Here is a 22,569-nt window from a genome sequence, read left to right on the forward strand (position 1 = left end):
TTTACTTCTCCCCTTCACCTCTTTTATAAAGTTCTATCATTTCTTCCCCAAGCTCCTTCACCGTCATTGCATTCATCAAGTGATCCTGGGCGTGAATTAATAAAATAGAAGGATTTTCTCCCGCGCCTGAGGCTTCCTGCTGCAATAATGCCGTTTGGGAGTGATGGGCCTGGTTCAATTTTTCTTCTGCCTCTTTTATCTTCTGATATGCCTGCTCTATCTCCTCCCTTCTTGCCAATTGTAAAGCTTCCATGGCGGATGAGCGGGCATTGCCTGCATGTAGTATAATGTCAAAAGAAACCTGCTGCAGATCCAGCGTATGTTTCATTGACCACTCACCTTCCTTTCTTCTTGAATGAAGTCTTCAGAGTCTGTATTTTTCATTAGTGAACGATCGGCTGCCATGATGAATGGAATATACATCGCCGTGGCAATGGACAAATTGATAAGCTGCAGAACAACTCCGGACCAGGATCCTCCTGTAACCAGATATCCACTTAATATCGGGGGAGTCGTCCACGGCAGAATGGCTACCGTTTTGGGAACAAAACCAACGGAAATGGCTGAATACGCGACAATCGTTAAAACAAAGGGGATTAAAATAAATGGAACAAGCATCACCGGGTTCAATACCACTGGGAGTCCAAATAACATTGGCTCATTAATATTAAAAATCCCCGGAGCACTTGAGAGTTTCCCTACTGTTCTGTAGTGTCTGGATTTGACGACCAGGAATATGGCAAAAATAAGAGCCAGTGTCGTTCCCGATCCGCCCATGAAAACATACGCATCAAAAAACGGCTTCGTCACAATATAGGGGACGTCAAAGGCACTGGTTCCCGCTGCAAATAAGGACTGGTTTTCTTCGATCAACGGAAGATAAATCGATTCCATGATCGGTCCCAGAATGTTCGTCCCATGCAGACCGAAGAACCAAAGCAGTTGATTTAAAAACGCGAACAGTAACGCTGAACCTAAAGTGTTGGATAAACCCTGCAACGGCTCCTGAATAACGGAAAAAACGAGTTCATGAATGCTTTGGCCGAAAAAAAGGGTGATCAGGGTATTAACTAATCCCGCTGCGAACAATATGAGGGCTGCCGGGAGCAGGGCGTTAAATGACTTTGTCACTCCCTCCGGAACTCCTTCCGGCATTTTTATTCTCAATTTTTCGTATTTACCTAATATTCGAAATACTTCTGTTGAAATGATCGATGTAACAACAGCTACAAATAAGCCCTGTGCCCCAAGCCAGGTGAACGACAGGCCGAAATCATCCGTAACCGGGGTCAATACAACAAGAGCACCAACAGCAATCAGAGCAGCTGATATTCCATCTGCCTCATATGATTCTGCCAGCTTATACGCGATAGATGCCGTCACCAGTAAGCTTAAGATAGCAAAAGACCCATTCCACACCGAATCGCCCACCATTTTCCAGCTTTCCCCGAAAACCATTACCATGAAATTTTGAAAACCATCCCACGGAAAATTATTAATAAGAACGGCTAGAGATCCAATGATAATCAGCGGCATAATCCCTACAAAACCATCCCTTATTGCGACCAGGTGACGCAGGGAACCTATTTTTCCAGCTATGGGCATAAACTTTTCTTCCATAAAATGCATGAATTTGTTCTGATTCATGAACGAACAACCCCCTTAGTGAATTGAGGCAGAAAGTCCTTATGAGCTTCTAATAACTCATCAAGTACTATCTGAGCTTTTTCATCAGACCGGACCAACGGATTCATTACGAAAGCGGCATAGGCACTGTAATAATTACCAGTTACCGCAGCCTCGATGACCAACTCCTCCATTTTTTTCATCTGTATGAGTAAACCACTAGTTTGTCTTGGGATAGAACCAACAGCGATCGGTCTCGGCCCATTCGCAGTAATAAGACTATTTACTTCAATAACTGTATCATCGGCCAGCTCCGGAAGACAGCCATTGTTACGCGTGTTCACCGTTTGCACATCCAGGGAGTGATTATAAATGGACTCCATTAAGTTGCAGGCAGCATCGCTGTAATATGCACCTCCTCTTTCCTCCAGTTCTTTTGGTTTTGCTTTAACGGATTCATCCGCATACTGCCGAAATAAATTTTTTTCCACCTGCATGACCATCTCCGCTCTAGTGCCCTGTTCTTTCCATTGCTCGAAGTCTTTTTCCAGCATCGTTTCCTGTTGAAAATAATATTGATGATAAGGATTCGGGATCATACCAAGCATTCTCAAAAACGTTTTATTCCAGGGAAGCGATACAATGTTAGCCGGCGCATAATCCACGTCCTGATTCATCAATTTTTCCATAGTTTCCGAGGTGCGGTCTTTTCCGTCTATAAAAACACGCTTTCCGAATGAAAAGTGGTTCAGCCCTAAAAATTCGACAGAGATCCGTTCCACTCCCACATCAAATAAAGAAGCAATACCTGTTCTCATGTTGTATGGAATATTGCAGACACCTACCACTTTCGGGTGTGGAGAGTGCTTTAAAACTGCTTCTGTTACAATCCCGGCCGGATTGGAAAAGTTGATCAGCCAAGCTTCAGGACAGATATTATGCATGTCTTGAGCAATATCCAGAAGAACAGGTATTGTCCGCAGTGCATTAAAAATCCCCCCTGCCCCATTCGTTTCTTGCCCGATCAACCGATGTTTTAAGGGAATCTGTTCATCATAATAACGGGCCTGCAGGCCGCCGACCCTCACTTGAACCATGACGAAATCAGCATGATGAAGTGCTTTCTTCCGGTCCTTCCCGGCATGGATCTCCACAGGCAGTCCAGCCTCCGCTATCATCCGGCGTGACAGCGATGCCACTGTCTGCATTTTTTCTTCCCCTTCTGCGACATCCACCAGTACAACGGAGGTGACCGGAAACCGATGATAACGGTCAATCAGACCTTCAATGATTTCCGGTGTGTAGCTGGATCCCCCGCCAATGACTACGAGCTTTAACCCCATCCTTGTGACCTCCTTTGTATATAAAAGCGCTTTCTAAGAAACAACTTAACATGTTACTACAAATATGTCTATACCATTTTGTTATTATGAATTTATGATAAACTATGATAAACTATCACTACATCATCTACAGGCAGGGAGAGACAGCAATGGCAAAGAAAAAATCTCAGTTACACAGCCTGATTAAAAAAGACATCATTGAAAAAATGGAAAGCGGATATTACCGTCCCGGACGTCTTCTGCCCACGGAAACAGAATTCTGCAGTCTGTATGAAGTGAGCCGTACAACCATCCGCACTGCGTTAAACCATTTAATTATGGAAGGATATATTTACCGTAAACAGGGGAAAGGAACATTTGTCGCTAAAGGGAAAGTGCAGCAGACTCTGAGCTCCAGTACGATGCGGTTTAGTGATCAACTTCGTGCCCAGTCGCGCACCCCCCGCATCAAGGTGGAGGAATGCAGAGAGGATGCAGCTGATAAGAAAGCCGCGCAAAAACTGGGGATCAACGAAGGGGATCCCATCTATATCGTGAAACGGACTCGTTTCGCAGATGACGAAGAAATCCAGTTTGAGATCGCTTATGTAAGGAAAGACCTTGTTCCCGACTTAACGAAAGAGTCGGCTGCGAGGTCGTTGTATGATACGATCACCGCCAACGGCCATCAGCTGAACAGAACGGAAGAACAGATAAAGATTGTCATCACCGATGAAGAAGCAGCAGCCAGTTTGAATATTTCTACCGGCGCTCCCTGTTTTCAAATATCCACCATAACCTTTATTCCATCTGAAGAAGCTGTTGAATATTCAGAAGCTTATTTCCGCGGCGACCGGGTGGAATTCATGATTGAAAGAAATTATCAATAATCCTGCGCGAGAAGGGGTTGATTTTCTTGAAAAACGTCATTATCAACGCTGATGATTTCGGGTATTCAAAGGGGGTGAACTACGGAATAATGGAAGCTTACACCTCTGGAGTCTTAACATCGACCACTCTAATGACCAATATGCCTGAAGCGTCGCACGCCTGTAACCTGGCGGCAGCCAACCCTGAACTCGGAGTCGGTATACACCTCACATTAACCTGCGGTCCTCCGCTTGTTTCCGGTCATCAAACAATCGTGGATGAACAGGGGCAATTTCATGCTTTATCCTATTATTCCGGTTCATATAACATTGATGAAGAAGAAGTTTATCAGGAATGGAAAACTCAGATAGAAAGGGCTGTCCAATTCGGGATCACCCCGACTCATCTGGACAGCCATCATCATATTCACTCTTACCCGGGACTGACAGAAATTTATGCGTCCCTTGCTGCTTCTTTTCATCTTCCCGTCCGGGTTCCTTTTCCAGAAAAGACACCCGGCGGAGACTCTTTCGTTTCTGAGGTTATGACGACTGACTGCCTGGAACTTTGCATTGATAAATTAAAAGGAAACATGGAAGAAATGTACGACCAGGCCTATACGATTGAATTCATGACCCACCCTGCCTATCTGGACAAACCGCTGATTGAAGGTTCTTCCTTTTTATTTCCCCGCACGCAAGAGCTTGCCCTGCTCACCGATGATGCTCTGAAACATCAGCTTAACAACAATGCTAATGTACAGCTGATTACCTTCCGCGATCTTTCATAAAACGGAGAATGAAAGGGGAAGCACGTTGGAGCTGAATGTCCACAAAATCAGGATAGGACCCATTTTTCAGAATCAAGCATTATATGGTGTCCAATAAATGTTGGGCGCAGCCATTTTGGTCTTTGTTTCCCCTTAAAGTGTCCCTTAACTGCAGTTTATAGACATTTTGATTCCTGATCTGTCCTCTTTCGATGGAAAAAGACCTGCCCGGTCAGCCGGGCAGGTCTTTTAGTACGTCATGATTACATTCTTTCAGGCGCGTCCACACCAATCAGCGCCATGGCGTTCTGCAACGTGATCTGTGCCGCCTTCACAAGCTTCAGCCGGGCCTTGGTTTTGGCAGCATCGTCACCATCCACCACACGCTCCGCATTATAGAAGCTGTGGAAGGCGGCGGCGAGCTCATGGGCGTAATTGGTCATCCGGTGCGGCGCGTATTTATCCGCGGCCACCGCGACCGTTTCCGGAAATTCACCGATTTTTTTAAGCAGGGCGTACTCTTTCTCCGAAGCAATCGGTGTAAGATCGGCTTCCGGGTCATACGCGTACCCTTTTTCCTCCGCCTGCCTGAAAATACTGCACAGACGCGCGTGCGCATACTGGACGTAGTAGACCGGATTTTCATTGGATTCGGACTTGGCGAGTGTCAAATCAAAATCCATGTGGGTGTCGGAACTTCTCATCGCAAAAAAGTAACGTGTGGCATCGATGCCGACTTCTTCCATTAAATCTTTCAGCGTCACGGCTTTGCCTGTCCGCTTGCTCATTTTCACGCGTTCACCGTTCTCATACAGATTCACCATCTGAATAATACGGGTATCGAGCTGCTCCTTGTCATAACCGAGCGCCTGCACCGCTGCTTCCATTCTTGGAATATAGCCATGATGGTCCGCACCCCAGACATTGATGACTTTTTCAAATCCGCGCTCAAACTTGTTCTGATGATACGCAATATCGGGCAGGAGATACGTATAGGTGTTGTCATTTTTGACGAGCACTCTGTCTTTGTCGTCACCGTAGTTGGAGGATTTAAACCAGACGGCGTTGTCCGCTTCATACACTTCGCCGCGCTCCTCAAGCAGTTGCAGTGCCTCTTCGACTTTGCCGGTTTCATACAGCGACGTTTCAGAATACCATACGTCAAACTCCACCCGGTAATCCAGCAGGTCCTGTTTCAGTTTCTCCATTTCCCGTTTTAACCCGTATTCCCGGAAAAAGGCAAGCCGCTCTTCGCGTGCTGTCTCGACAAAAGCCTCTCCGTGCTCTGCGGCCAGTTCTTCGCCGAACTGCTTAATGTCCGTACCGCGGTAGCCGTCTTCGGGCATCGTCGTTTCTTTCCCGAGGGCCTCGAGATAGCGCGCTTCCACCGAGTAGGCGAGGTTATTGATCTGATTGCCGGCGTCGTTGATGTAGTATTCCCGCGTGACATCAAATCCGGCCGTTTTCAGAATATTGCTGAGTGCATCTCCGACAGCGGCGCCGCGAGCATGTCCAAGGTGCAGATCCCCCGTTGGATTGGCGGAAACGAATTCCACCTGGACTTTCTTTCCCTTTCCGAGATTGGTCTCTCCGTAGGTGCTTCCAGCAGAAAGGACAGCTGGAATCACCTGGCGCAGATAGCGTTGATCGAGGAAGAAGTTGATAAAACCGGGACCGGCAATTTCCATTTTCTCAACAGATGCTTTCGATGTATCGATCGCGTTTGTAATATCTTCTGCAATCAGGCGTGGTGCTTTTTTTGCTGTTTTGGCCAGCTGCATCGCAAGGTTCGTGGCAAAGTCGCCGTGTTCTTTATCCTTTGGTGTCTCCATCACCACTTCCGGCAGTTCGTCTTTGGACACGAGCCCTGCTTTCACAGCGGCATCGGCGGTTTCCTGTTTCAATTGTTCCTTGATCTGTTCGACGACGTTCATAACCGTTACGTATCCTCCTCAATCGATATAGTGACATCATACCGTCCGGCCGATGCCCCCTGCAGGGTCAGGTCATAGCCGAACTGGATGCGGCCGGTGCTTCCGCTGTCTGCCCACATGACAGCGACCTGATGGGTGTCGGCCTCGGTCGTGAAGGTGCCAAATGGCGTTTCATAGCTTCCTTCCGTTTGTTCTCCGCTTACGTAGCGCTGACGCATGGATACCGAGCCGGATCGCAGGACCGTGATTTCCCGTCCTCCCACCTTTAAGACAGTAGACACTTCCCCGATATCGTCCAGGTTTTCCGTAAACGACACAAAAGTGTAATTCTGCTTTTGGTATATTTCACCTTTCGCCTGCAGGTTCACCTGCTCTTTTTCCCCCTGCTGCCTGATGTTGGTGGTCATTTTAACATCCACCGGCGTCTTCAGCGCATCTGTCATTTTACCGCTCCCCTTCTATAATCGTGGATTTTTCCGGGTCCCTGCGTTTCTCCGTATACAAAGTGTAGCGATTCCTTTTTTCACATGCAAGATAAAGACAGGCCTCCCCTGCCATATTATGTACGGGTGCGCATGATTATGACTTTTCTTTACGGAAAAATAGATGGATGAAGACACCTGCCGGGCTGACTTCCTTCTATTATACATGAATCACAGTATTTCTGAATCACTTTTTCTGTATTCCGGCACGTGCCGCTGGATTTGATTACACTGCGGGTCACTTTGTACTCCATTTCTTGAAAAGTAACCCTTAGACCGGGGCTGGGCGTCACAATTACTGTGAATCGTTGAAAAAGCGGCGCTTAGAAAATTTCCAACCCCCACAATCCGTAAAAATTTTGTGATTGTGCATCTTAGAACGAGAAAAGCTGCCCCGTTTATTGGAACAGCTCCCTCTTCTGGATCTATCCTTCAAATGTTGTTCCTTTTCCGGCATCGAGCAGGCTTTGATAAGCATGTACCGCAATCGCGGTGTCCTGGACGCCGGTGCCGGTCAAGTCACAGAACGTCACCTCGGCATCGGACGTGCGGCCGGACGCTCGGCCGAGAGACAGAGCCCCCAGTTCCCTGATGTCGCTGCTTTCCTTAATGGTCCCTGCTTCCAGCGCGTGATGATGTTCGCCAAGTTTAAACACCTGGGCTTTGGAATCACACGCGAGCACATCCACCGCCTGGAGGACACCCGGAGCAACCTCGTTCTTTTCTTCAGCATCGGATCCCATTGCCGTGATATGCAGACCGGGGTGGAGCCATTCTTTTTGAATGATTGGTTGTTTGGCGGGTGTTGTTGTTATAACTACATCACTGTTTCGTACCACCTCTTCCGGACTGCCGGCGGCTTTCACCGGGACCCCGAGCTCATGCTCCATCTCGCTGATATACTGCTGCACACGCTCCGGCTTCCGTCCGTACACGAGAACCTGATCCAGCTTCCGCACGAGCTGCAGGGCCCGGATTTGGTACCGGGCCTGGGTTCCGGTGCCGATCACACCAGCTGTTATCACCGACGCCGGAGCGAGGTGATCCGCTGCGACGCCCCCGGCAGCCGCTGTGCGGACATCCGTCAAATAGCCGTTGTCCTGGAGAAGCGCTTCGGTAAACCCTGTCTGTGTACTCAGCAGAAGCATCATGCCGCTGAGGCTGGGCAGTCCCTTATCCGCATTGTTGAAAAAACCGGACGACATTTTCAGAGCAAACAAGTCTTTGCCTTTCACGTAGGCTGTTTTCACGTCCACTTCCCCGTTATTTTCGGGAATATCGACACGCAGCACCGGAGGCATCGTCACCTCCCCCTGCTCCAGCTTCTGAAAGCCTTCTTCCACCAATTCCAGGGCGGTCTTGTTCACATGTACAACCTGACGAAGTTCTTTTTCAGAAAAGATATACATCCGTGATCCGCTCCCTTCTTCTTTTATTCATACTATCCCTTTTCTGCGGCGATGATTAAACCTGTTTTCCGCTTTTGCAGCCATCACCGTATCCGCTCGTTTTCGCTGCGGTTTCGCTTGTTTTCGACACAATGTCGCTCGTTTTCGACAAAACTTCGCCTGCAACCGACAATATTTCGCTCGAATCAGGCGGTGTTTCATCTTTGTAGATGCTGGAAGAAAAATCATGTACAATAGCGGAAGCGCTTTATATTATATGAAACAAGGTGGTGCATGGATGATGAAATACCGTCAGCTTGGAAATACGGACCTGAACGTTAGTGAAATCAGTTTCGGCACCTGGGCCATAGGCGGTGCCTGGGGTTCAACCAATGACACGGAAGCCTTAAAAGGACTGGAACGGGCCATGGAAGCCGGCGTGAATTTTTTCGACACCGCGGATGTGTACGGAGACGGCCGCAGCGAAGAACTTCTAGCCAAAGCAACGAAGGGGCGCGAAGATGAGATTCATATCGCGAGCAAATTCTGCCGTGCCGGGGACATCGATGAGCCTGACACCTACTCCGAAAAAAACGTGCGGGCCTGGCTCGAAAACAGTCTGCGCCGTCTTGGCCGGGAGCGGCTTGATCTCTATCAGATCCACTGCCCGCCCAAACATATTCTCGAAGACGGTCGTGTATTTGACGTGCTTGATAAGCTGCAGCAGGAAGGGAAAATCCGCTATTACGGTGTCAGCGTGGAGACGGTGGAGGAAGGTCTGATCTGCCTGGATCAGCCGAACGTTCGGGCCTTGCAGGTCATCTTTAATATCTTCCGCCAGAAACCTTTGGAAGAACTTCTTCCGAAAGCCAAACAGCAGGGCGTCGGCATTCTGACCAGGGTTCCACTTGCAAGCGGCCTCTTGACCGGCAAATTCACGGCCGGGAGCACGTTTGCTGAAGACGACCACCGGAACTTCAACCGGGAAGGGAAAGCTTTCAATGTAGGGGAAACGTTTGCCGGCCTTCCTTTTGAAAAAGGGGTGGAACTCAGCCGATCCCTTGAGTGGATTGCAAAAGGACGCGGATCCATGACAAGAGGAGCGCTAAAATGGATTCTTGAGCACGACGAAGTAACGTGCGTGATTCCAGGCTTTAAATCGATGGAACAGGTGGAGGACAACCTGCAGGCTGAAGAAAGTGCTTCTTATACTGAAGAAGAAATGCAGAAGCTCCGCAGGATATATGAAGAGGATGTGCTGCCCTATATCCAGGGGGCCTATTAAAAATAGACGGTCATACAAAATCTGCCCGGTTCGTTCCGGAGCAGATTTTGCTTATTCATTTAATTTTCCCTGGACGATCAAACGATTCACCGGGTTTTTCATCGGAGAGCAGGTTATCAGCGTAATGACTTTTTTTCCATTCGTATCCTGCCGCAGCACGGAGGTGTCGGAAGGGTCCACGACCTTGGTCTGAAATACGGTGTAGAAATAGGTTCCGCTTTTCGTCTCTACTTCTATCGCGTCTCCTTTCTCCACTTCATTCAAACGGTTAAACATGCGGCCGTATGTGTGGCTGCGGTGGGCGGCCACCGCGCTGTTTCCTTTTGCTCCCAGCGCAGCTGTCCCGGCAAGATGGCCGGCAGCTACCTCAAGGGCAGCCGCGGAGGCATCCTCTGCTACCGGTAGCTCCGCTTCAATGGCAGGAATCCGGAGCACACCAACAGTCTCTGTTTTTCCTTCCGGACTTTCCGGGGGAGGAGGTTCGGGTGCCTCTTCCGTCTCTTCCTGCTCAAAAATATGTTCCAATTCTTCGTAATCCCGTCCTGCTCTGGTGTTCACCTGTGATGCTTCAGCAGTCTCCCACTGTTCCAGCAGTTCCGCCTGCCGGGAATCGGCCATCCATTCGTTCACATGCGGATAAAACAGCAGGAAGATTCCCGCGAGAACAAGAAGAAAGGCGACCGGTTTCATGGTTCTCTTCTCCTTCTAAACACAAACGGCGCGGCAATGGACGATACTCTGCCATATAAATAGATGCCGGCAGCAATACTGACAAGTCCCGCCGCATAAAACAGTAAATTTCCATGCTCACCTGTCTGCGGCAGCGTAGGTCCGGGACGGTCACTGCCGCCGGGAACTGTCGTCTCATTATCGCCGGGCTCCTCTGGATCATTTGGTTCATCTGCATTCGGTACACCCGGTTCTTCAGGTGTTGCGGGACGTTCCGGATTGTCCGGAATGTACGGGGTGTCCGGATTGTCCGGATCTTTCACTGGGTGATCCGGGTCCGCGGGCTCCCCGGTTTCCGGTTCTTCCGGTGCCCCGTTATCCGGCTCCGAAGGCGTTTCTTGATCGTCAGAATCTCCCGGATTTCCGGTGTCACCCGGATCGCCGGTATCACGGTCCGGGTTTCCGGACCCACCGTCTGAATCATTGCCGCCATTTCCGTCATCGTCTTCTTCGCTGTTTTCATCATCGTCCGGCGGAGTATTCACCTGCCGTGCCTTCACTATCACGGACACACCGGTGGAAAGCCCCTGATACTCATTCCCGCTCTCTTCGGGAAAACGGACTTTAAATGTCACCGGCAGATCTTCCTCCTTTTCCAGCACCCCCATATCAATCGTTTCGACCCCTTCGAAACTTCCTTCATACTTCTGTTCACCGTCTGCCTGGACAGTTACCTGCAGATTTTCAAAGAACATGATTGATTCTTCTTCCCGGTCCTGCTGCTTTTCTTCTTCCCTTTTCAAGGTAAGGACATATTCGATATCATCCTCACTGACATTTTCCACCGTAATCCCCGTTTCAAAGGAATGACCCGGAGCAAAGGGACCGACGTCTTTCATGAAGCGACTGTCCTCCAGCTCCACCAGTTCCCCGGCAGCCGCTGTATTGGAAGAGAATAGACATAACAGCGCCGCCCCGGTCAGCAGGGACGACGCTTTTGTCCATATTTTCATCATCTCACGATCCCCCCGTTTTTTATTCAACTGTCAAAGCTCCGGGGCTTGTAACGGACATATTTCTTCCGCAGCCCCAAGACTTTGAGAACCGTTTTGTAGTATTTCCCTAAAGCTATAAAACCAAGCAGCGTGGCACCGGTAATGATCCCGTATCCGCCTGCCATCTGTTCTATCAACCAGCCGGCTGAGGGGATGTGAAAGAGATAAATACCTTTCACCTGCTCCGGGGGAACCAATGCACCATCTTCCAGTGCATTGGCATCTCCTTTCGTACGGAATCCTTCCTCGGTTATCTGCGTCACACGGTGGGTGACGCTCACCTCATTTTGTTCATACATAAGAACAGAACCGATCCGGATGGCTCCCGTTTCTTTCATAAATAATAGATCTCCTTTAGAAAACGTCGGTTCCATGCTGCCGGATGCTGCTTTCACCGGCTGCAGACCGAATATCTTCGGCATATCACCGGGATGCTGGATCGTAAAGAAAACGAGATAGACAGCCAGAACAAACGTGCCGATACTAAGCAGCGCCAACAGTTTTTTCAGCAGCTTCATTGGTCCTTATCCTTTTTGTCTGCTTTTTTTCTGTCTTTATCAACTTTGGATGCTTTGTCTTCGTCCGGGCGGTTTTCCCGCTCCTTGTCTTCCTTTTTATCTTTGTCTTTGCCGTTGTCTTCCTTTTCCTTCTCATCCTTATCATCTTCATCCCTGGAGCTTTTGTCGTCTTCTACACTTTTTGTTCCTTCATCCGGAGGGTCTTCTTCTCTTGCATTTTGATTTTCCTGGTTGTTATTCTCTTCTTCCTTACTTTCATTTCCATTGTCATCCGTTGTTGGTGCCTCTTTATCACCATCACCTCCGGACGGTTCCTGTTTTTCATCGTCTTCCTTTACGCCCTTATTTGGAGATTTACTTTCTTCTCCGGCAGCGTGGTTCTCTTCCTCACTGCCCTCTTCGGAGCCGGTGGTATCTTCCGCATTTTCTCCGGTATTACCGGAATCACTGTTACCAGCATCCGTGTACCCACTTTCTCCACCTGTGCTCTCATCGGAGCCGGCCCCTTCGGACTCTTGGGCATTGTCTCCGCTGTTTTCAGCACCATTATTGCCGCTTTCGGCATTTTCGTTTTCTTCTTCTTTTTCATCCGTGCTGCCCTCTGATCCGGGGTTTTCCGATTCCGAGGTATCTTCCGTATTCTCTCCGCTGCTTTCGGAACCGCTGTTTTCTTCTGTGCTTTCATCTGAATCTGGTTCCTTCGAGGAGTGTTCTCCGGATTCGTCAGGACTGCTTCCCGATTCCTCCCCGGACTCTTCTGTGTTGTCTTCCTCACTATTTTTTTGTTCTTCTTCGGTGGTTTCTTCTTCCTTCTTGTTCTCTTTTTCTTCTTTTTTCTTCTCTTCTTCTACTTTTTCTTTAGGAGGCGGGTTGTGGACTTTCACGCGGATTGTCTCTTCGAACTTTCCATTAAAAGCGGAAATATTAAAATACACCCATTGATTATTGCAATGGACTCCTTCCCGGTGATTTGTCACAAACCCGGCTGACGCTGAATCTTTCGCCGGAATAACGAGGCGATCCACTCCGGGCGTAATGCGGTAGTTATTTTTCTTATGTGCTTTCTGTCCAGCTTCAATCCTTACGTCATCAGCATCTACCTGTGTTTTGTTTCTCACTGTCAGCGTAACAGCGCATCCGTTGACCTTCTCCTTAATGTCCAGACCATCTGCCGGGACAAACGCCCGGACGGAGCTGGGGGAACTTTTTGTTGCCGTCGAAAAATAGGAATAAGTACTGAATCCATCCAACACGCATGCAATGATAAACAGGCTTACCACAAATAGGGATAACCAGCCTTTCAACGTACAGCACCTCCATTCTTTGATCGCGATAAAGAACGGAGCAGCTGGAAACCAGCTGCTCCTTGTTTACAGCTTATCTACCTGATTATTCGTCTTCCGGGTATTCCGCATTTTCAACAGTCTGCTTGCCGTCTACACGGAGCGTACCTGTTACCGAGGAATCCTGATACGCATTGCCGGCTTCCTGATCGAGGTAGACGTCAAAGCTTACGGTCACGGCATCGCCCGGCTGCATATCCTCCTGGAAACCATTTTCTTCACTACGGAACCATTCATTGATTGGAGCGTCTATTTCATTAGCATTTTTCCACTCACTCTGCCCGCTCCAGTCCACGCTTCCGGTACGTTCCAGATTCATACGGATTTTATAGTCATTGCCGTCAGCACCATCAATGCCGTTTGTTTCCACATCCAGCATGAGACGGGGATCGAGCGCGAGATTACCATCGTTTTCAAATGTGATGGCATTTCCTTCAGCCATATACTCTCCGGGATTATTTTCCGCGGTGCCTACAGTTACCGGCTGCAGAAGCTGACCTTCTGTACTGAAGACTCTCTCTTCAGTTATATCAGTCAGCGAGAGTGTTCCTGCCTGCACCTCACTTGATCCTGTTTCCTGACTTTCGGTGAACCATGAGAATGTGCCGAATCCTGCCCCTGCTGCCATGACTCCTGCCAAAGATGTTGCGATAAGTGCCTTTTTTGTTTTGTTCATTTTTCTTCCTCCTCATTAATTAAGTACATGTTTTTGACTCTTTTCCTGTCCCCGGTGAACCTTGGTGTACCTGTTTACCATTGATAAATAATAGCCGGATGCGGCTTTGCTGCTTTTTCACCTCCTTCATAGAGTTAACGTTCACGCTATACTGTCTGTTCGGACTTTTTGTCCCGTCCCAATCGTTCGTAAATCTCGATACCGATATAAGCGAATACAGGAAGAATAATAAACAGGATGATTCCGGCCGGACTGCCGAAGAACTGTGCCAGATGACCGCCGTAAGGAAGAGAAAACTGCATTTTCCCAATTAGCTGTGCGCCGGTGACAGCCGTATCATCTTTTACATTGTTGTTGTCTCCCTGTGTCACAAAAGCGGCCTCGTCCTGCTTCCCGGCGATTTCAACAACACGGTGGGTAATGATTTCCTCTTCTTCGTTATAAAAGGAAATGACATCTCCTGTCTGAATGTCCGAGGGATTTGTCTGTTTGGTCAGAATCATATCTCCCGCCGAAAAAGCAGGTTCCATGCTGTTTGATAAAACAGTTAATGGGTGATAGCCGAAAACGGAGGGCAGTTCATCCGGATTCATCCTTCCCTGAATCAACAGAAACACCGAGGCGAGAAAAAGAACGAAAAGCACACCCAGTAAGCTGTTCAAAGCGATTCGCACCATTTTTCCAACCACCCTGCCACCTCCCTTCTTTTTGTTCGTTTTATAGAATGTAAATGTATTATATAACGAACTAATTCTTTAGCAAAACATGATGAGCATTGATATAGTTCTATATAACGCACATTACCTTTATTTTTCTTTCTTTATCTTTAAATTCCTCCTTTTTTAAAATTTATTCCTTCTTTTTTGTTTTATATAATGAACAATAGGATGTGACTTCTGTTTATGCTTCGAGGGCTTTATTTGTTGTTCTGCCGGGGTAACGCATATAATAAAAGAAACGTACTGGAGAAAGGATCGGGATACGATTATGAACAGCAAGCACTATGATTTTTTATACGACCTGCTGCACACCCCGTCGCCTTCGGGCATGGAAGCGGACATTCAGAAGAAATGGCTGCAGTATGTGAAGCCGCATGCACAAAGCTTACATACCGACGGCGCGGGGAACGCGTCCGCCGTTTATCATCCAGATGCTGCGCTCCGAGTGGCTGTCGCGGGGCACTGTGATGAAATTGGGTTTATGGTGAAGGCGATTGATAACAATGGTTTTATTCACGTGGAAAAGGTAGGAGGAATCAACCATAAGCCGGCCATTGGGATGAAAGTAACGATACTCGGTACACACGGCCGTCTGACCGGGGTTTTTGGTACAAATGCTGAGCATCACGGTGGGGCCAAAGATGATTTCAGTTTTTCCGATTTATTTATTGACTGCGGTGCTACGTCTAAAGAGGAAGTCGAGGCGTTTATTGCAGCAGGGGATACAGCGGTCTACAAACGCGAACCGGAAGGACTGTTGAACAACCGGATCAGCGGGCGCGGGCTCGACAACCGGACTGGTGCGTTTATTACGGCGGAGGCTTTCCGGCGCCTTGAAAACCGGCTGCAGCCGGACGTCGGCATGCACGCGGTGAGTACGGTGAATGAAGAAACGAACATGGGCGGGGCTTATTTTGCCGGAGCAGGCATCGCACCGGATCTTGCCATTGCGGTGGATGTTACGTTCGCGACCGATTATCCGGGCTCCGTTTCGGAAAAAACGACCGACGTAAAGCTGGGCGGCGGGCCCGTTCTTGCTAAAGGGGCTCCCATTAACCAGAAAGCAAATGACCTGCTGGAGCAGGCAGCCAAAGCAGCCGGCATCCCGGTTCAATATGAACTCACGCCCCGTTCCACCGGCACCGATGCGGATCAGCTCCGTAAAACGGCACGCGGCGTTCCGGTTGCGTTGGTTTCGCTTCCGCTCCGGTATATGCACGCGCCGGTTGAAACCGTGAGTCTGGATGACATCGAACAGGCCATTGAACTGCTCGTCTCGTTTTTCACCCGGCTGAAGGGAAACGAAAATCTAAAACCCGTTTCTCTCGATGATCTTAAGGATTAAGGTGGAACGATTTTTATATAGGACGGTTGACAAGATTTATTTCTCTTTCTCGTGTAAGATAAGAGATAGTGTTTTGAACGTACATGTTATTTTTATCTGAAAGGTCGTCTGATATATTTATGGAACATTCCGCCGCTTCCGCTCCAACATTGTCAAAACTGCGCCGTATATGGATGGCTGTCCTGCTCGGTTCACTGGCTGCTTTCGGTCCGTTGACGATTGATATGTATCTCCCGAGCTTTCCTTCCATCGCAAATGATCTGGATACGACCGCGTCATCGGTGCAGTTAAGCTTAACGGCCTGCCTTCTAGGCCTCGCGGGAGGGCAGCTCGTCATCGGCCCGATTAGTGATATGAAAGGCCGCAAAACGCCGATGATAATATCGCTCGGCGTGTATGCGGCCGCGTCTTTTCTATGTGTGTTTGCCCCGTCCATCTGGGTTCTTATCGCCTCGCGGTTTCTGCAGGGATTTTCGGCGTCGGCGGGCATTGTCATTTCAAGAGCCGTTGTCCGTGATCTGTACACCGGCAAAGAACTCACGAAATTTTTTGCGCTGCTGATGCTTGTAAACGGGCTCGCACCGATCCTTGCCCCGCTCGCGGGCGGTATCGTACTGAACTGGACGTCGTGGCAGGGGATATTTGTCATACTGAGTGTCATTGGTTTGTTTATGCTCACGACCGTCTTTTTGCTGCTTCCGGAAACCTTGGCGGATGAAAATAAATCCAACAGCGGCATCAAACATACCATCCGGACGTTCGGTGAATTAATGAAAGACCGTACGTTTGCCGGGTATGCGCTCGCACAGGGGCTGGTCATGGCCGGTATTTTCGCTTATGTGTCCGGTACGCCGTTTGTCTATCAGGGGATTTACGGAGTGTCCGCCCAAGTGTTCAGTATTCTATTTGCGATGAACGGGATCGGCCTGATTATAGGAAGTCAGCTGACCGGTCGTCTGGCAGGATTTATAGATGAAAATAAAATACTGAAGACCGGCCTGTTCGTAACCATGGGCGCCAGTATCTTTCTACTCATCATGATTTTACTGCAGGCGCCGCTCGTCTTTATCGTCATCCCGATCTTTCTCGTCGTCTCCTGTGTAGGTGTTGTTACCACAACCTGCTTCTCCCTTGCCATGGAGACCCAGGGTCACCGTGCCGGCAGTGCCTCCGCACTGCTCGGCCTGCTGCCGTTTCTGTTCGGCGCGACTTCCGCTCCGCTTGTCGGAGTGGCTGGAGAAGGTACAGCCCTGCCGATGGGACTGATTATTTTCATTGCTGACGCTCTGGCACTGAGCTGTTACCTGTTTCTTGTCCGAAAACCTACATCGTCATAAAGTCAATCATCCGCAGATGGCGCCGCTCTATTTCGTAAAGGGATACTTTTTCCTTAAACGCTGCAGTTCTTCCAGGTGCGCCATCGCGGCCTCTTCCCTCGTTCTTCCCAGCTCGACAATCACACTTTCTATCAAAGCGACCGGTGCCACCATCGAATGAAACTCCCACATTTCCCCCCGTTCAACGTAGAGAACCACATCCGCTCTCGGAATAAACTCAAATACCTGCAGGTCTGTAACGAGAATCACCTTCATACCTTTTTCTGCCGCTTCGTCAAACAAAGCCCTCGTTTCGGGGAGAGGTTTGGCAAAACCGAAGACCACGATGACATCTTCTTTCTGAAAGTGCATCATATCTTCAAGCAGTTTCTGGCCGCTTTCCGGCAGCACGTGCACATGAATACCGAACCGGCGCAGACGAAATGAAAACAACGAAGTCAGGGAGGCAGCCGGACCGTATCCGAACATATACACAACTGCTGCTTTATTCAATAAAGACACCATCTCACGGAAATCGTTCTCCGACATCTGCCGGGACGTCGTTTCGAGATACTCCTTTCCCTGCTGAATCATCGACTGCACCACTTCTGAAGACTCGGTTTTCTCCAGTACTGTCCCCATTTTATTAGCCGGTGTATCCGCAAAACGCCGCTTCATTTCCTCTCTGAACGATTTAAAGCCGGCGAAACCAATCTGACGGAAAAACCGGGACACCGTCGCCATGCTCACCCCCGTCTCCGCAGCGATGTCCTCCTGCGTGAGATAAGCTATTTTCGTCTCCTGTTTATACAGATAATCCGCCACTTTCTGTTGATTGGCACTTAACGTGGATGAGTCAATCTGAAGCCAATCCACACACTCCACCTCCTTTGCCTTCATGATACAATACTTTTCAATATGAAAAATTAATTTCATTATAATAAAATAGAAAAATTAATTTCATTTTAATAATCACTTAACAATGCCTTTATATAAACCTCTTACACTGAACGTGTATTCATATTAAAGGAGGTACCCGCTTCATGCCGAATCAACTGCCACATCAAAAAAAGGAATTAAACCAGTCACAGCAGCTCATGATTTTTGTGTTGTCCATGTCTCTCTTTGGTATCGCCAACATTATCACGGAAATCGTTCCGGAATTCTCGTTCGGTCCTGTTGAACTGTCGGTCTCTTATTTCGCTTTCATTCCTCTGGCTATGGTGTTTTTATTCAGCCCGCTTCCGGCAGCCCTTGGCGCTCCGCTGGGCGAAATCATCTTTGCTGACCTTCTGATGGGAGATTTCGGCGGAATTGGTGAGCTGGAAGGCTTCATTGAATTTGCGCTGGCGTTGTACGTCGCAGGGCTTCTCGTGAAAAATCCAAACAACCGGAAACAGATTGCCATCGCCTCTCTGGTCGGTGTCGGTATCGATCAGATGCTGAGCACTGTGGTCGACATCGGAAAAGTCTGGGTCGGCATCGAGGAGCTGGAAGCTGTCCCCGGCGTTCCCGAGAGTATTCTGGTTCTGGAAGGTATCAGTTTCGTTAATGAAATGGTTATTTCCGGTGTCCTTTTCGGATTGATTCCGGCGATATGGCTCGTTCCCCGCCTGTACGGCAAAATAGAACCATTGATGGGCTTTGCGCCGCGCGAAGACGTCTCGTTCCGCTCCGCTAAAGAAATCGTCGGTGCCCGTTTTCTTGTTTTCTCCGTCTTCTTCATTTTTGTCGGTATGATTGCGGAATTTATGGCGGAAATGGACGTTAACTTCGCCGTCTGGCAGCCGGAGTTCATCGAACAGTTCGGACAGCAGTTCTTATGGGTGGGCGTTTCCGCCGCCGTTATCGTCCTGATTCTCGCAGTCATGGGACTATCGTATTTGAAAAAGGCAAACAGCGGACAGAATCCTTCGAGAAAGGCGCAGTGACGTATGAAACCATCACCGATTATTGAGCTGGAACATGTGAATTTTTCCTATCCCTCTTCGGTTAAACGGGTTCTTCAGGACGTTTCTCTTACCGTGAACCGAGGCGACTTTCTCGCTGTCATCGGAGGAAACGGGAGTGGAAAAACCACGTTATGCAAAACGTTTAACGGATTGATTCCCCATTATTATAACGGCGCGCTGGAAGGGGCCGTGCGTATTAACGGCGAAGCCACCGAAGATACAAATACCGCCCTGCTCTCCAAAACAGTCGGCTACGTCTACCAGGACTTTGAAAGCCAGCTTGTCCGCCCGAGAGTGCTGGATGAGGTGCGGTTCGCCCCGCTTAATTACGGATGGCCGGATTATAAAGAACGGGGGGATGAGGCCCTCGACATGCTCGGTCTGAACCCGATCAAGAATGAATTTATCTGGCAGCTGAGCGGCGGCCAGAAACATTTGACGGCCCTTGCAAGTGTTCTCTCCCTGCAGCCGGAGGTCATCATCGTAGACGAGCCCGTCGCGCAGCTCGACCCGGTCCATGCCCGGGACATCTATCACACGCTGCAGTACTTAAACCGGGAGCACGGCATTACCATTATCGTCATTGAACACCATACCGAGTTTATCGCCGAGTTCGCTCAATCTGCGGTGCTGATGGACGCAGGTACCGTAAAGTGGAAAAAGCCGGTGGCAGACGCGATGCGGAGCATAAAGGACCTTCAGCACCACAACATCCTGCCGCCTCCTGTAACGAGACTGGCAGAAGCGGCCGGCGCAGAAGAAAGCGACGTGCCGATCACTCTGGAGGAAGGTGCCAATTGGTTCAGCTCCCGTGTGCCGGCGGCTTCCCCGCGCCACATTGCACCGGTTCCCCCAGGCGCTTCCGAAAAAACGAAAATTGCTTCATTCGACCGGGTCACCCAGGGGTATAAAACCGTACAGAAAACGTTCAAGTGGGTGTTTGAGGAGTTATCCCTGTCTTTCTATGAAGGAGAACGGATTGCTTTGGTCGGCGGGAATGGCGCCGGAAAATCAAGCTTATTGAAAATGCTGACCGGTATTCTCCGGCCGCGTAAAGGTAACATCACGGCAGCCGGGCAGCCTGTCGCACGTACCTCTCCGGAAAAAATCGCCGAACAAGTGACCTACATTTATCAGAACCCGGAAGAGATGTTCATAGCCGATAACATCCGCGCCGATATTGAGTACTTCCTCAAGGCTCGGAAATCGCCGGAGGCTGCCGCGTACGCAGATGAGCTGTGCCGTCTTTTTTCACTGGAAGACCTTCAGGACAAAGACGGCCGGCTGCTCAGCGGCGGCCAGCAGCGGCGGGCTTCGCTTGCCATCGGACTTGGTACGCAGCCTTCCCTGCTTCTTTTGGATGAACCGACCTCGAGTCTTGACATCAACAGCCGCGAAGAAGTCGCGCGGCTGCTTCACGAGTTGAAAGAACACGTCAAAACCGTCGTTATCGCCACCCACGACATGGACCTCGTCGCGGAGTGGGCATCTCGTGTCATTGTACTGAATGAAGGAACGGTTGAGTACGACGGCGGACCGCGGGGGTTATTTTCCCGTCACGAACTGATGCGCAGGTGCTCCCTGCATCCGCCGCAGATTGTGCGGCTTTCGGAAAAACTGGGGATTCAGCCGTCAGCGCTTGATATACAGGAATTCCTTCCGTTCGTGAAAGGGGGCGGCCCGCGTTATGAACCGTATCCGGCAGTGGCTTTCGAAAATCAACGTTGAGACCATTAAAATTGAGCTCATGAACACGGCGTACGGAGAACGTACGACACTTATGGCGAAGCTGGATCCAAGAGTCGCCATCATCTGGTACCTGCTGTTTGCCATCCTGCCCTGGCTTTTCTGGAACAACACGATTCTGATCGGCATGCTTCTATATATGATCATTCTGACCGCCCTGTCCCGTATCAGCCCGCTGATTTTATTTCTGCTTTGTTTCGGGCTCGTGACCGAAGCCGGTTATGTCATTTTCGTCGCTCTCTTTTTCGGCGGAGATCTCACCGCGGCGGCCGCACTGCTGACATTCACGATGAAACTGACGATCATTTCGCTTGCCAGCATCGTCATTTTTACAAACATGGACCCCGAACGGTTCAGTGATGCCCTGCTCCGTTTCAAAGTGCCGGAGACCTTTTGTTTCGGCATTTCCTACGGCTACCGTATGCTTCCGATTCTGATCGATGAATACCAGAACATCTTCCATTCATTCCGGCTGCGCGGCAGGTTCCCGGAGAAAAAAGGGATCCTTGCGTGGCGGTATATCTATCACTTCTGCGTGACAGCCGTGAAAGCTTTCTACCCTATGATTCTAAACACTGCCAAACGCACACGAACGACAGTGGAAGCTCTCGAGGTCAAAGGATTCACGTACGGCATGCATAATCCTGAAGCAAAAGAACTGAAGCTTTCCTACCTGAAAACGACGAAAAAAGATGTTCTGTTTCTCGGGATTACGGGCGTCGTTTTAATAGCCATTATTTACACTGGGACATTATATCCAATAGAAAGGACGATCCACCAACTATGAATATTGATCTTCACACACACGGCAAACTGACGAAAAAGACGGACTTTGACCTTGAATTCTTTCTTGGCATGACAGCAGGCGCAGCAAAAAACGGGCTGGATGCCTTCGCGTTAACAGAGCATTTCAACACCCGCCATTTCCAGGAAATCTATGACACCCTGGATGCGCATTACCACTATGAAAACAACTATTACGATGTAGACGGCATCCGGGTCTTTCCCGGCATGGAGGTGGATGTAAAAGAAACCGGTCATATACTGCTGATCGGGGACAAAGAGGATATTGTTTCGTTGAACAAGACACTTGAACCCTTCAAGGAAGAATTTATTGCTTTTGAGGAACTGCTCCGGCTCACCGATGAGAAAGAAATACTCCGCATCGGCGCGCACCCGTTCCGGGAATCGACACCTCTCACAGCTCATCCGGAGCGCCTGCTTGAAAAACTGGACGCCTTTGATGTGAACGGAAAAGACCTGTTCACCTATGAAAATACCAGCATGGAAGAGCGTGTAAAGAAATGGGCGGAGGAACTCGGTATCCGCATCACCGCCGGCAGTGACTCCCACCATCCGCTCCAGCTCGGCGCCGTTTTTAACGAAGTGGATAACGATATTAAAACAATCGCGGAACTGAAAGAAGCCGTCTTCCAGCAGCCGAAACGTCATATTTCCAACTGCCTGTCCACGAAAGTTGAAGCGGCCAAAGCGGTGAAAAAAACACTGAAACAGCAGATCCTTTCTGCTTAATCTTACAGCAATAGAATAGAT

At 49.3% G+C, this 22,569-nt stretch carries 22 protein-coding genes; 9 read left to right on the forward strand and 13 right to left on the reverse strand.

The window, feature by feature from the left end:
• Nucleotide 1 precedes the first annotated feature (1 nt).
• From BM124_RS12740 to BM124_RS12750, 3 genes are read right to left on the reverse strand one after another with little or no spacing between them, the layout of a single operon-like run.
• Nucleotides 2–328 carry a PTS sugar transporter subunit IIA gene (locus tag BM124_RS12740; protein ID WP_093338060.1) on the reverse strand — a complete coding sequence of 109 codons (327 nt, stop codon included), beginning with the start codon at nt 326–328 and terminating at the stop codon, nt 2–4.
• The gene (gene celB / locus BM124_RS12745; protein ID WP_093338061.1) at nt 325–1,647 is read right to left on the reverse strand and encodes a PTS cellobiose transporter subunit IIC; all 1,323 of its coding nucleotides are present in this window, start codon (nt 1,645–1,647) and stop codon (nt 325–327) included. The genes BM124_RS12740 and celB overlap by 4 nt, the downstream gene beginning before the upstream one ends.
• Nucleotides 1,644–2,969 carry a 6-phospho-beta-glucosidase gene (locus BM124_RS12750; RefSeq protein ID WP_093338063.1) on the reverse strand — a complete coding sequence of 442 codons (1,326 nt, stop codon included), beginning with the start codon at nt 2,967–2,969 and terminating at the stop codon, nt 1,644–1,646. The genes celB and BM124_RS12750 overlap by 4 nt, the downstream gene beginning before the upstream one ends.
• A gap of 149 nt (nt 2,970–3,118) precedes the next feature.
• Here BM124_RS12750 and BM124_RS12755 point away from each other — a divergent pair, with 149 nt between their 5' ends.
• Together BM124_RS12755 and chbG are read left to right on the forward strand one after the other, a co-directional pair.
• A complete protein-coding gene (locus BM124_RS12755; RefSeq protein ID WP_093338064.1) occupies nt 3,119–3,838 on the forward strand; it encodes a GntR family transcriptional regulator in 720 nt (239 codons plus the stop codon).
• Nucleotides 3,839–3,864: 26 nt separating this feature from the next.
• The gene (gene chbG / locus BM124_RS12760) at nt 3,865–4,608 is read left to right on the forward strand and encodes a chitin disaccharide deacetylase (protein ID WP_093338066.1); all 744 of its coding nucleotides are present in this window, start codon (nt 3,865–3,867) and stop codon (nt 4,606–4,608) included.
• Between the two features lie 242 nt (nt 4,609–4,850).
• Here chbG and argS read toward each other — a convergent pair whose 3' ends face one another.
• The 3 genes from argS to BM124_RS12775 all read right to left on the reverse strand — a co-directional run bounded on the left by argS (nt 4,851) and on the right by BM124_RS12775 (nt 8,412).
• The gene (gene argS, locus BM124_RS12765) at nt 4,851–6,521 is read right to left on the reverse strand and encodes an arginine--tRNA ligase (RefSeq protein ID WP_093338067.1); all 1,671 of its coding nucleotides are present in this window, start codon (nt 6,519–6,521) and stop codon (nt 4,851–4,853) included.
• Nucleotides 6,522–6,526: 5 nt separating this feature from the next.
• Nucleotides 6,527–6,964: a YwiB family protein gene (locus BM124_RS12770; RefSeq protein WP_093338069.1), complete on the reverse strand. Its 438-nt coding sequence runs from the start codon at nt 6,962–6,964 to the stop codon at nt 6,527–6,529.
• A gap of 464 nt (nt 6,965–7,428) precedes the next feature.
• On the reverse strand, nt 7,429–8,412 hold the full coding sequence (locus BM124_RS12775) for a cyclodeaminase (protein WP_093338070.1): 984 nt from the start codon (nt 8,410–8,412) through the stop codon (nt 7,429–7,431).
• A gap of 280 nt (nt 8,413–8,692) precedes the next feature.
• On the opposite strand from BM124_RS12775, the gene BM124_RS12780 reads away from it, so the two are divergent.
• On the forward strand, nt 8,693–9,676 hold the full coding sequence (locus tag BM124_RS12780; protein ID WP_093338160.1) for an aldo/keto reductase: 984 nt from the start codon (nt 8,693–8,695) through the stop codon (nt 9,674–9,676).
• A gap of 51 nt (nt 9,677–9,727) precedes the next feature.
• Here BM124_RS12780 and BM124_RS12785 read toward each other — a convergent pair whose 3' ends face one another.
• The 6 genes from BM124_RS12785 to BM124_RS12810 all read right to left on the reverse strand — a co-directional run bounded on the left by BM124_RS12785 (nt 9,728) and on the right by BM124_RS12810 (nt 14,626).
• Entirely contained in the window at nt 9,728–10,366 is a 639-nt protein-coding gene (locus tag BM124_RS12785; protein ID WP_093338072.1) for a class D sortase, read from the reverse strand.
• Nucleotides 10,363–11,361, reverse strand: a complete 999-nt coding sequence (locus tag BM124_RS12790; RefSeq protein WP_093338073.1) for an LPXTG cell wall anchor domain-containing protein — start codon at nt 11,359–11,361, stop codon at nt 10,363–10,365. Before BM124_RS12790 ends, BM124_RS12785 begins: the two co-directional genes overlap by 4 nt.
• A gap of 23 nt (nt 11,362–11,384) precedes the next feature.
• Nucleotides 11,385–11,918: a signal peptidase I gene (locus BM124_RS12795; protein ID WP_093338074.1), complete on the reverse strand. Its 534-nt coding sequence runs from the start codon at nt 11,916–11,918 to the stop codon at nt 11,385–11,387.
• Nucleotides 11,915–13,222 carry a hypothetical protein gene (locus BM124_RS12800; protein WP_093338076.1) on the reverse strand — a complete coding sequence of 436 codons (1,308 nt, stop codon included), beginning with the start codon at nt 13,220–13,222 and terminating at the stop codon, nt 11,915–11,917. The genes BM124_RS12795 and BM124_RS12800 overlap by 4 nt, the downstream gene beginning before the upstream one ends.
• Nucleotides 13,223–13,307: 85 nt before the next feature.
• Nucleotides 13,308–13,937, reverse strand: coding sequence for a hypothetical protein (locus tag BM124_RS12805; RefSeq protein ID WP_093338077.1), 630 nt, complete (start codon nt 13,935–13,937; stop codon nt 13,308–13,310).
• A 146-nt stretch (nt 13,938–14,083) separates the two neighbouring features.
• Complete coding sequence (locus BM124_RS12810; protein ID WP_093338079.1) at nt 14,084–14,626, reverse strand: signal peptidase I; 543 nt, start codon at nt 14,624–14,626, stop codon at nt 14,084–14,086.
• A gap of 298 nt (nt 14,627–14,924) precedes the next feature.
• Between BM124_RS12810 and BM124_RS12815 the strand changes: the two genes are divergently transcribed.
• Both BM124_RS12815 and BM124_RS12820 read left to right on the forward strand, forming a co-directional pair.
• A complete protein-coding gene (locus tag BM124_RS12815; protein WP_093338080.1) occupies nt 14,925–16,001 on the forward strand; it encodes a M20/M25/M40 family metallo-hydrolase in 1,077 nt (358 codons plus the stop codon).
• Between the two features lie 119 nt (nt 16,002–16,120).
• On the forward strand, nt 16,121–17,338 hold the full coding sequence (locus tag BM124_RS12820; protein WP_093338162.1) for a multidrug effflux MFS transporter: 1,218 nt from the start codon (nt 16,121–16,123) through the stop codon (nt 17,336–17,338).
• A 27-nt stretch (nt 17,339–17,365) separates the two neighbouring features.
• Here BM124_RS12820 and BM124_RS12825 read toward each other — a convergent pair whose 3' ends face one another.
• A complete protein-coding gene (locus BM124_RS12825; RefSeq protein WP_170841138.1) occupies nt 17,366–18,193 on the reverse strand; it encodes a MurR/RpiR family transcriptional regulator in 828 nt (275 codons plus the stop codon).
• A 167-nt stretch (nt 18,194–18,360) separates the two neighbouring features.
• On the opposite strand from BM124_RS12825, the gene BM124_RS12830 reads away from it, so the two are divergent.
• The 4 genes from BM124_RS12830 to BM124_RS12845 are packed head-to-tail and all read left to right on the forward strand — an operon-like array spanning nt 18,361 to nt 22,548.
• A complete protein-coding gene (locus tag BM124_RS12830) occupies nt 18,361–19,248 on the forward strand; it encodes a DUF8171 family membrane protein (protein ID WP_093338083.1) in 888 nt (295 codons plus the stop codon).
• Between the two features lie 3 nt (nt 19,249–19,251).
• The gene (locus BM124_RS12835) at nt 19,252–20,997 is read left to right on the forward strand and encodes an ABC transporter ATP-binding protein (RefSeq protein WP_093338085.1); all 1,746 of its coding nucleotides are present in this window, start codon (nt 19,252–19,254) and stop codon (nt 20,995–20,997) included.
• On the forward strand, nt 20,957–21,802 hold the full coding sequence (locus BM124_RS12840) for an energy-coupling factor transporter transmembrane component T family protein (RefSeq protein WP_093338086.1): 846 nt from the start codon (nt 20,957–20,959) through the stop codon (nt 21,800–21,802). Before BM124_RS12835 ends, BM124_RS12840 begins: the two co-directional genes overlap by 41 nt.
• Nucleotides 21,799–22,548 carry a PHP-associated domain-containing protein gene (locus BM124_RS12845; protein ID WP_093338088.1) on the forward strand — a complete coding sequence of 250 codons (750 nt, stop codon included), beginning with the start codon at nt 21,799–21,801 and terminating at the stop codon, nt 22,546–22,548. Before BM124_RS12840 ends, BM124_RS12845 begins: the two co-directional genes overlap by 4 nt.
• Nucleotides 22,549–22,569 lie beyond the last annotated feature (21 nt).

This window comes from Salibacterium halotolerans (assembly GCF_900115625.1).
Classification (GTDB): Bacteria; Bacillota; Bacilli; order Bacillales; family Marinococcaceae; genus Salibacterium; species Salibacterium halotolerans.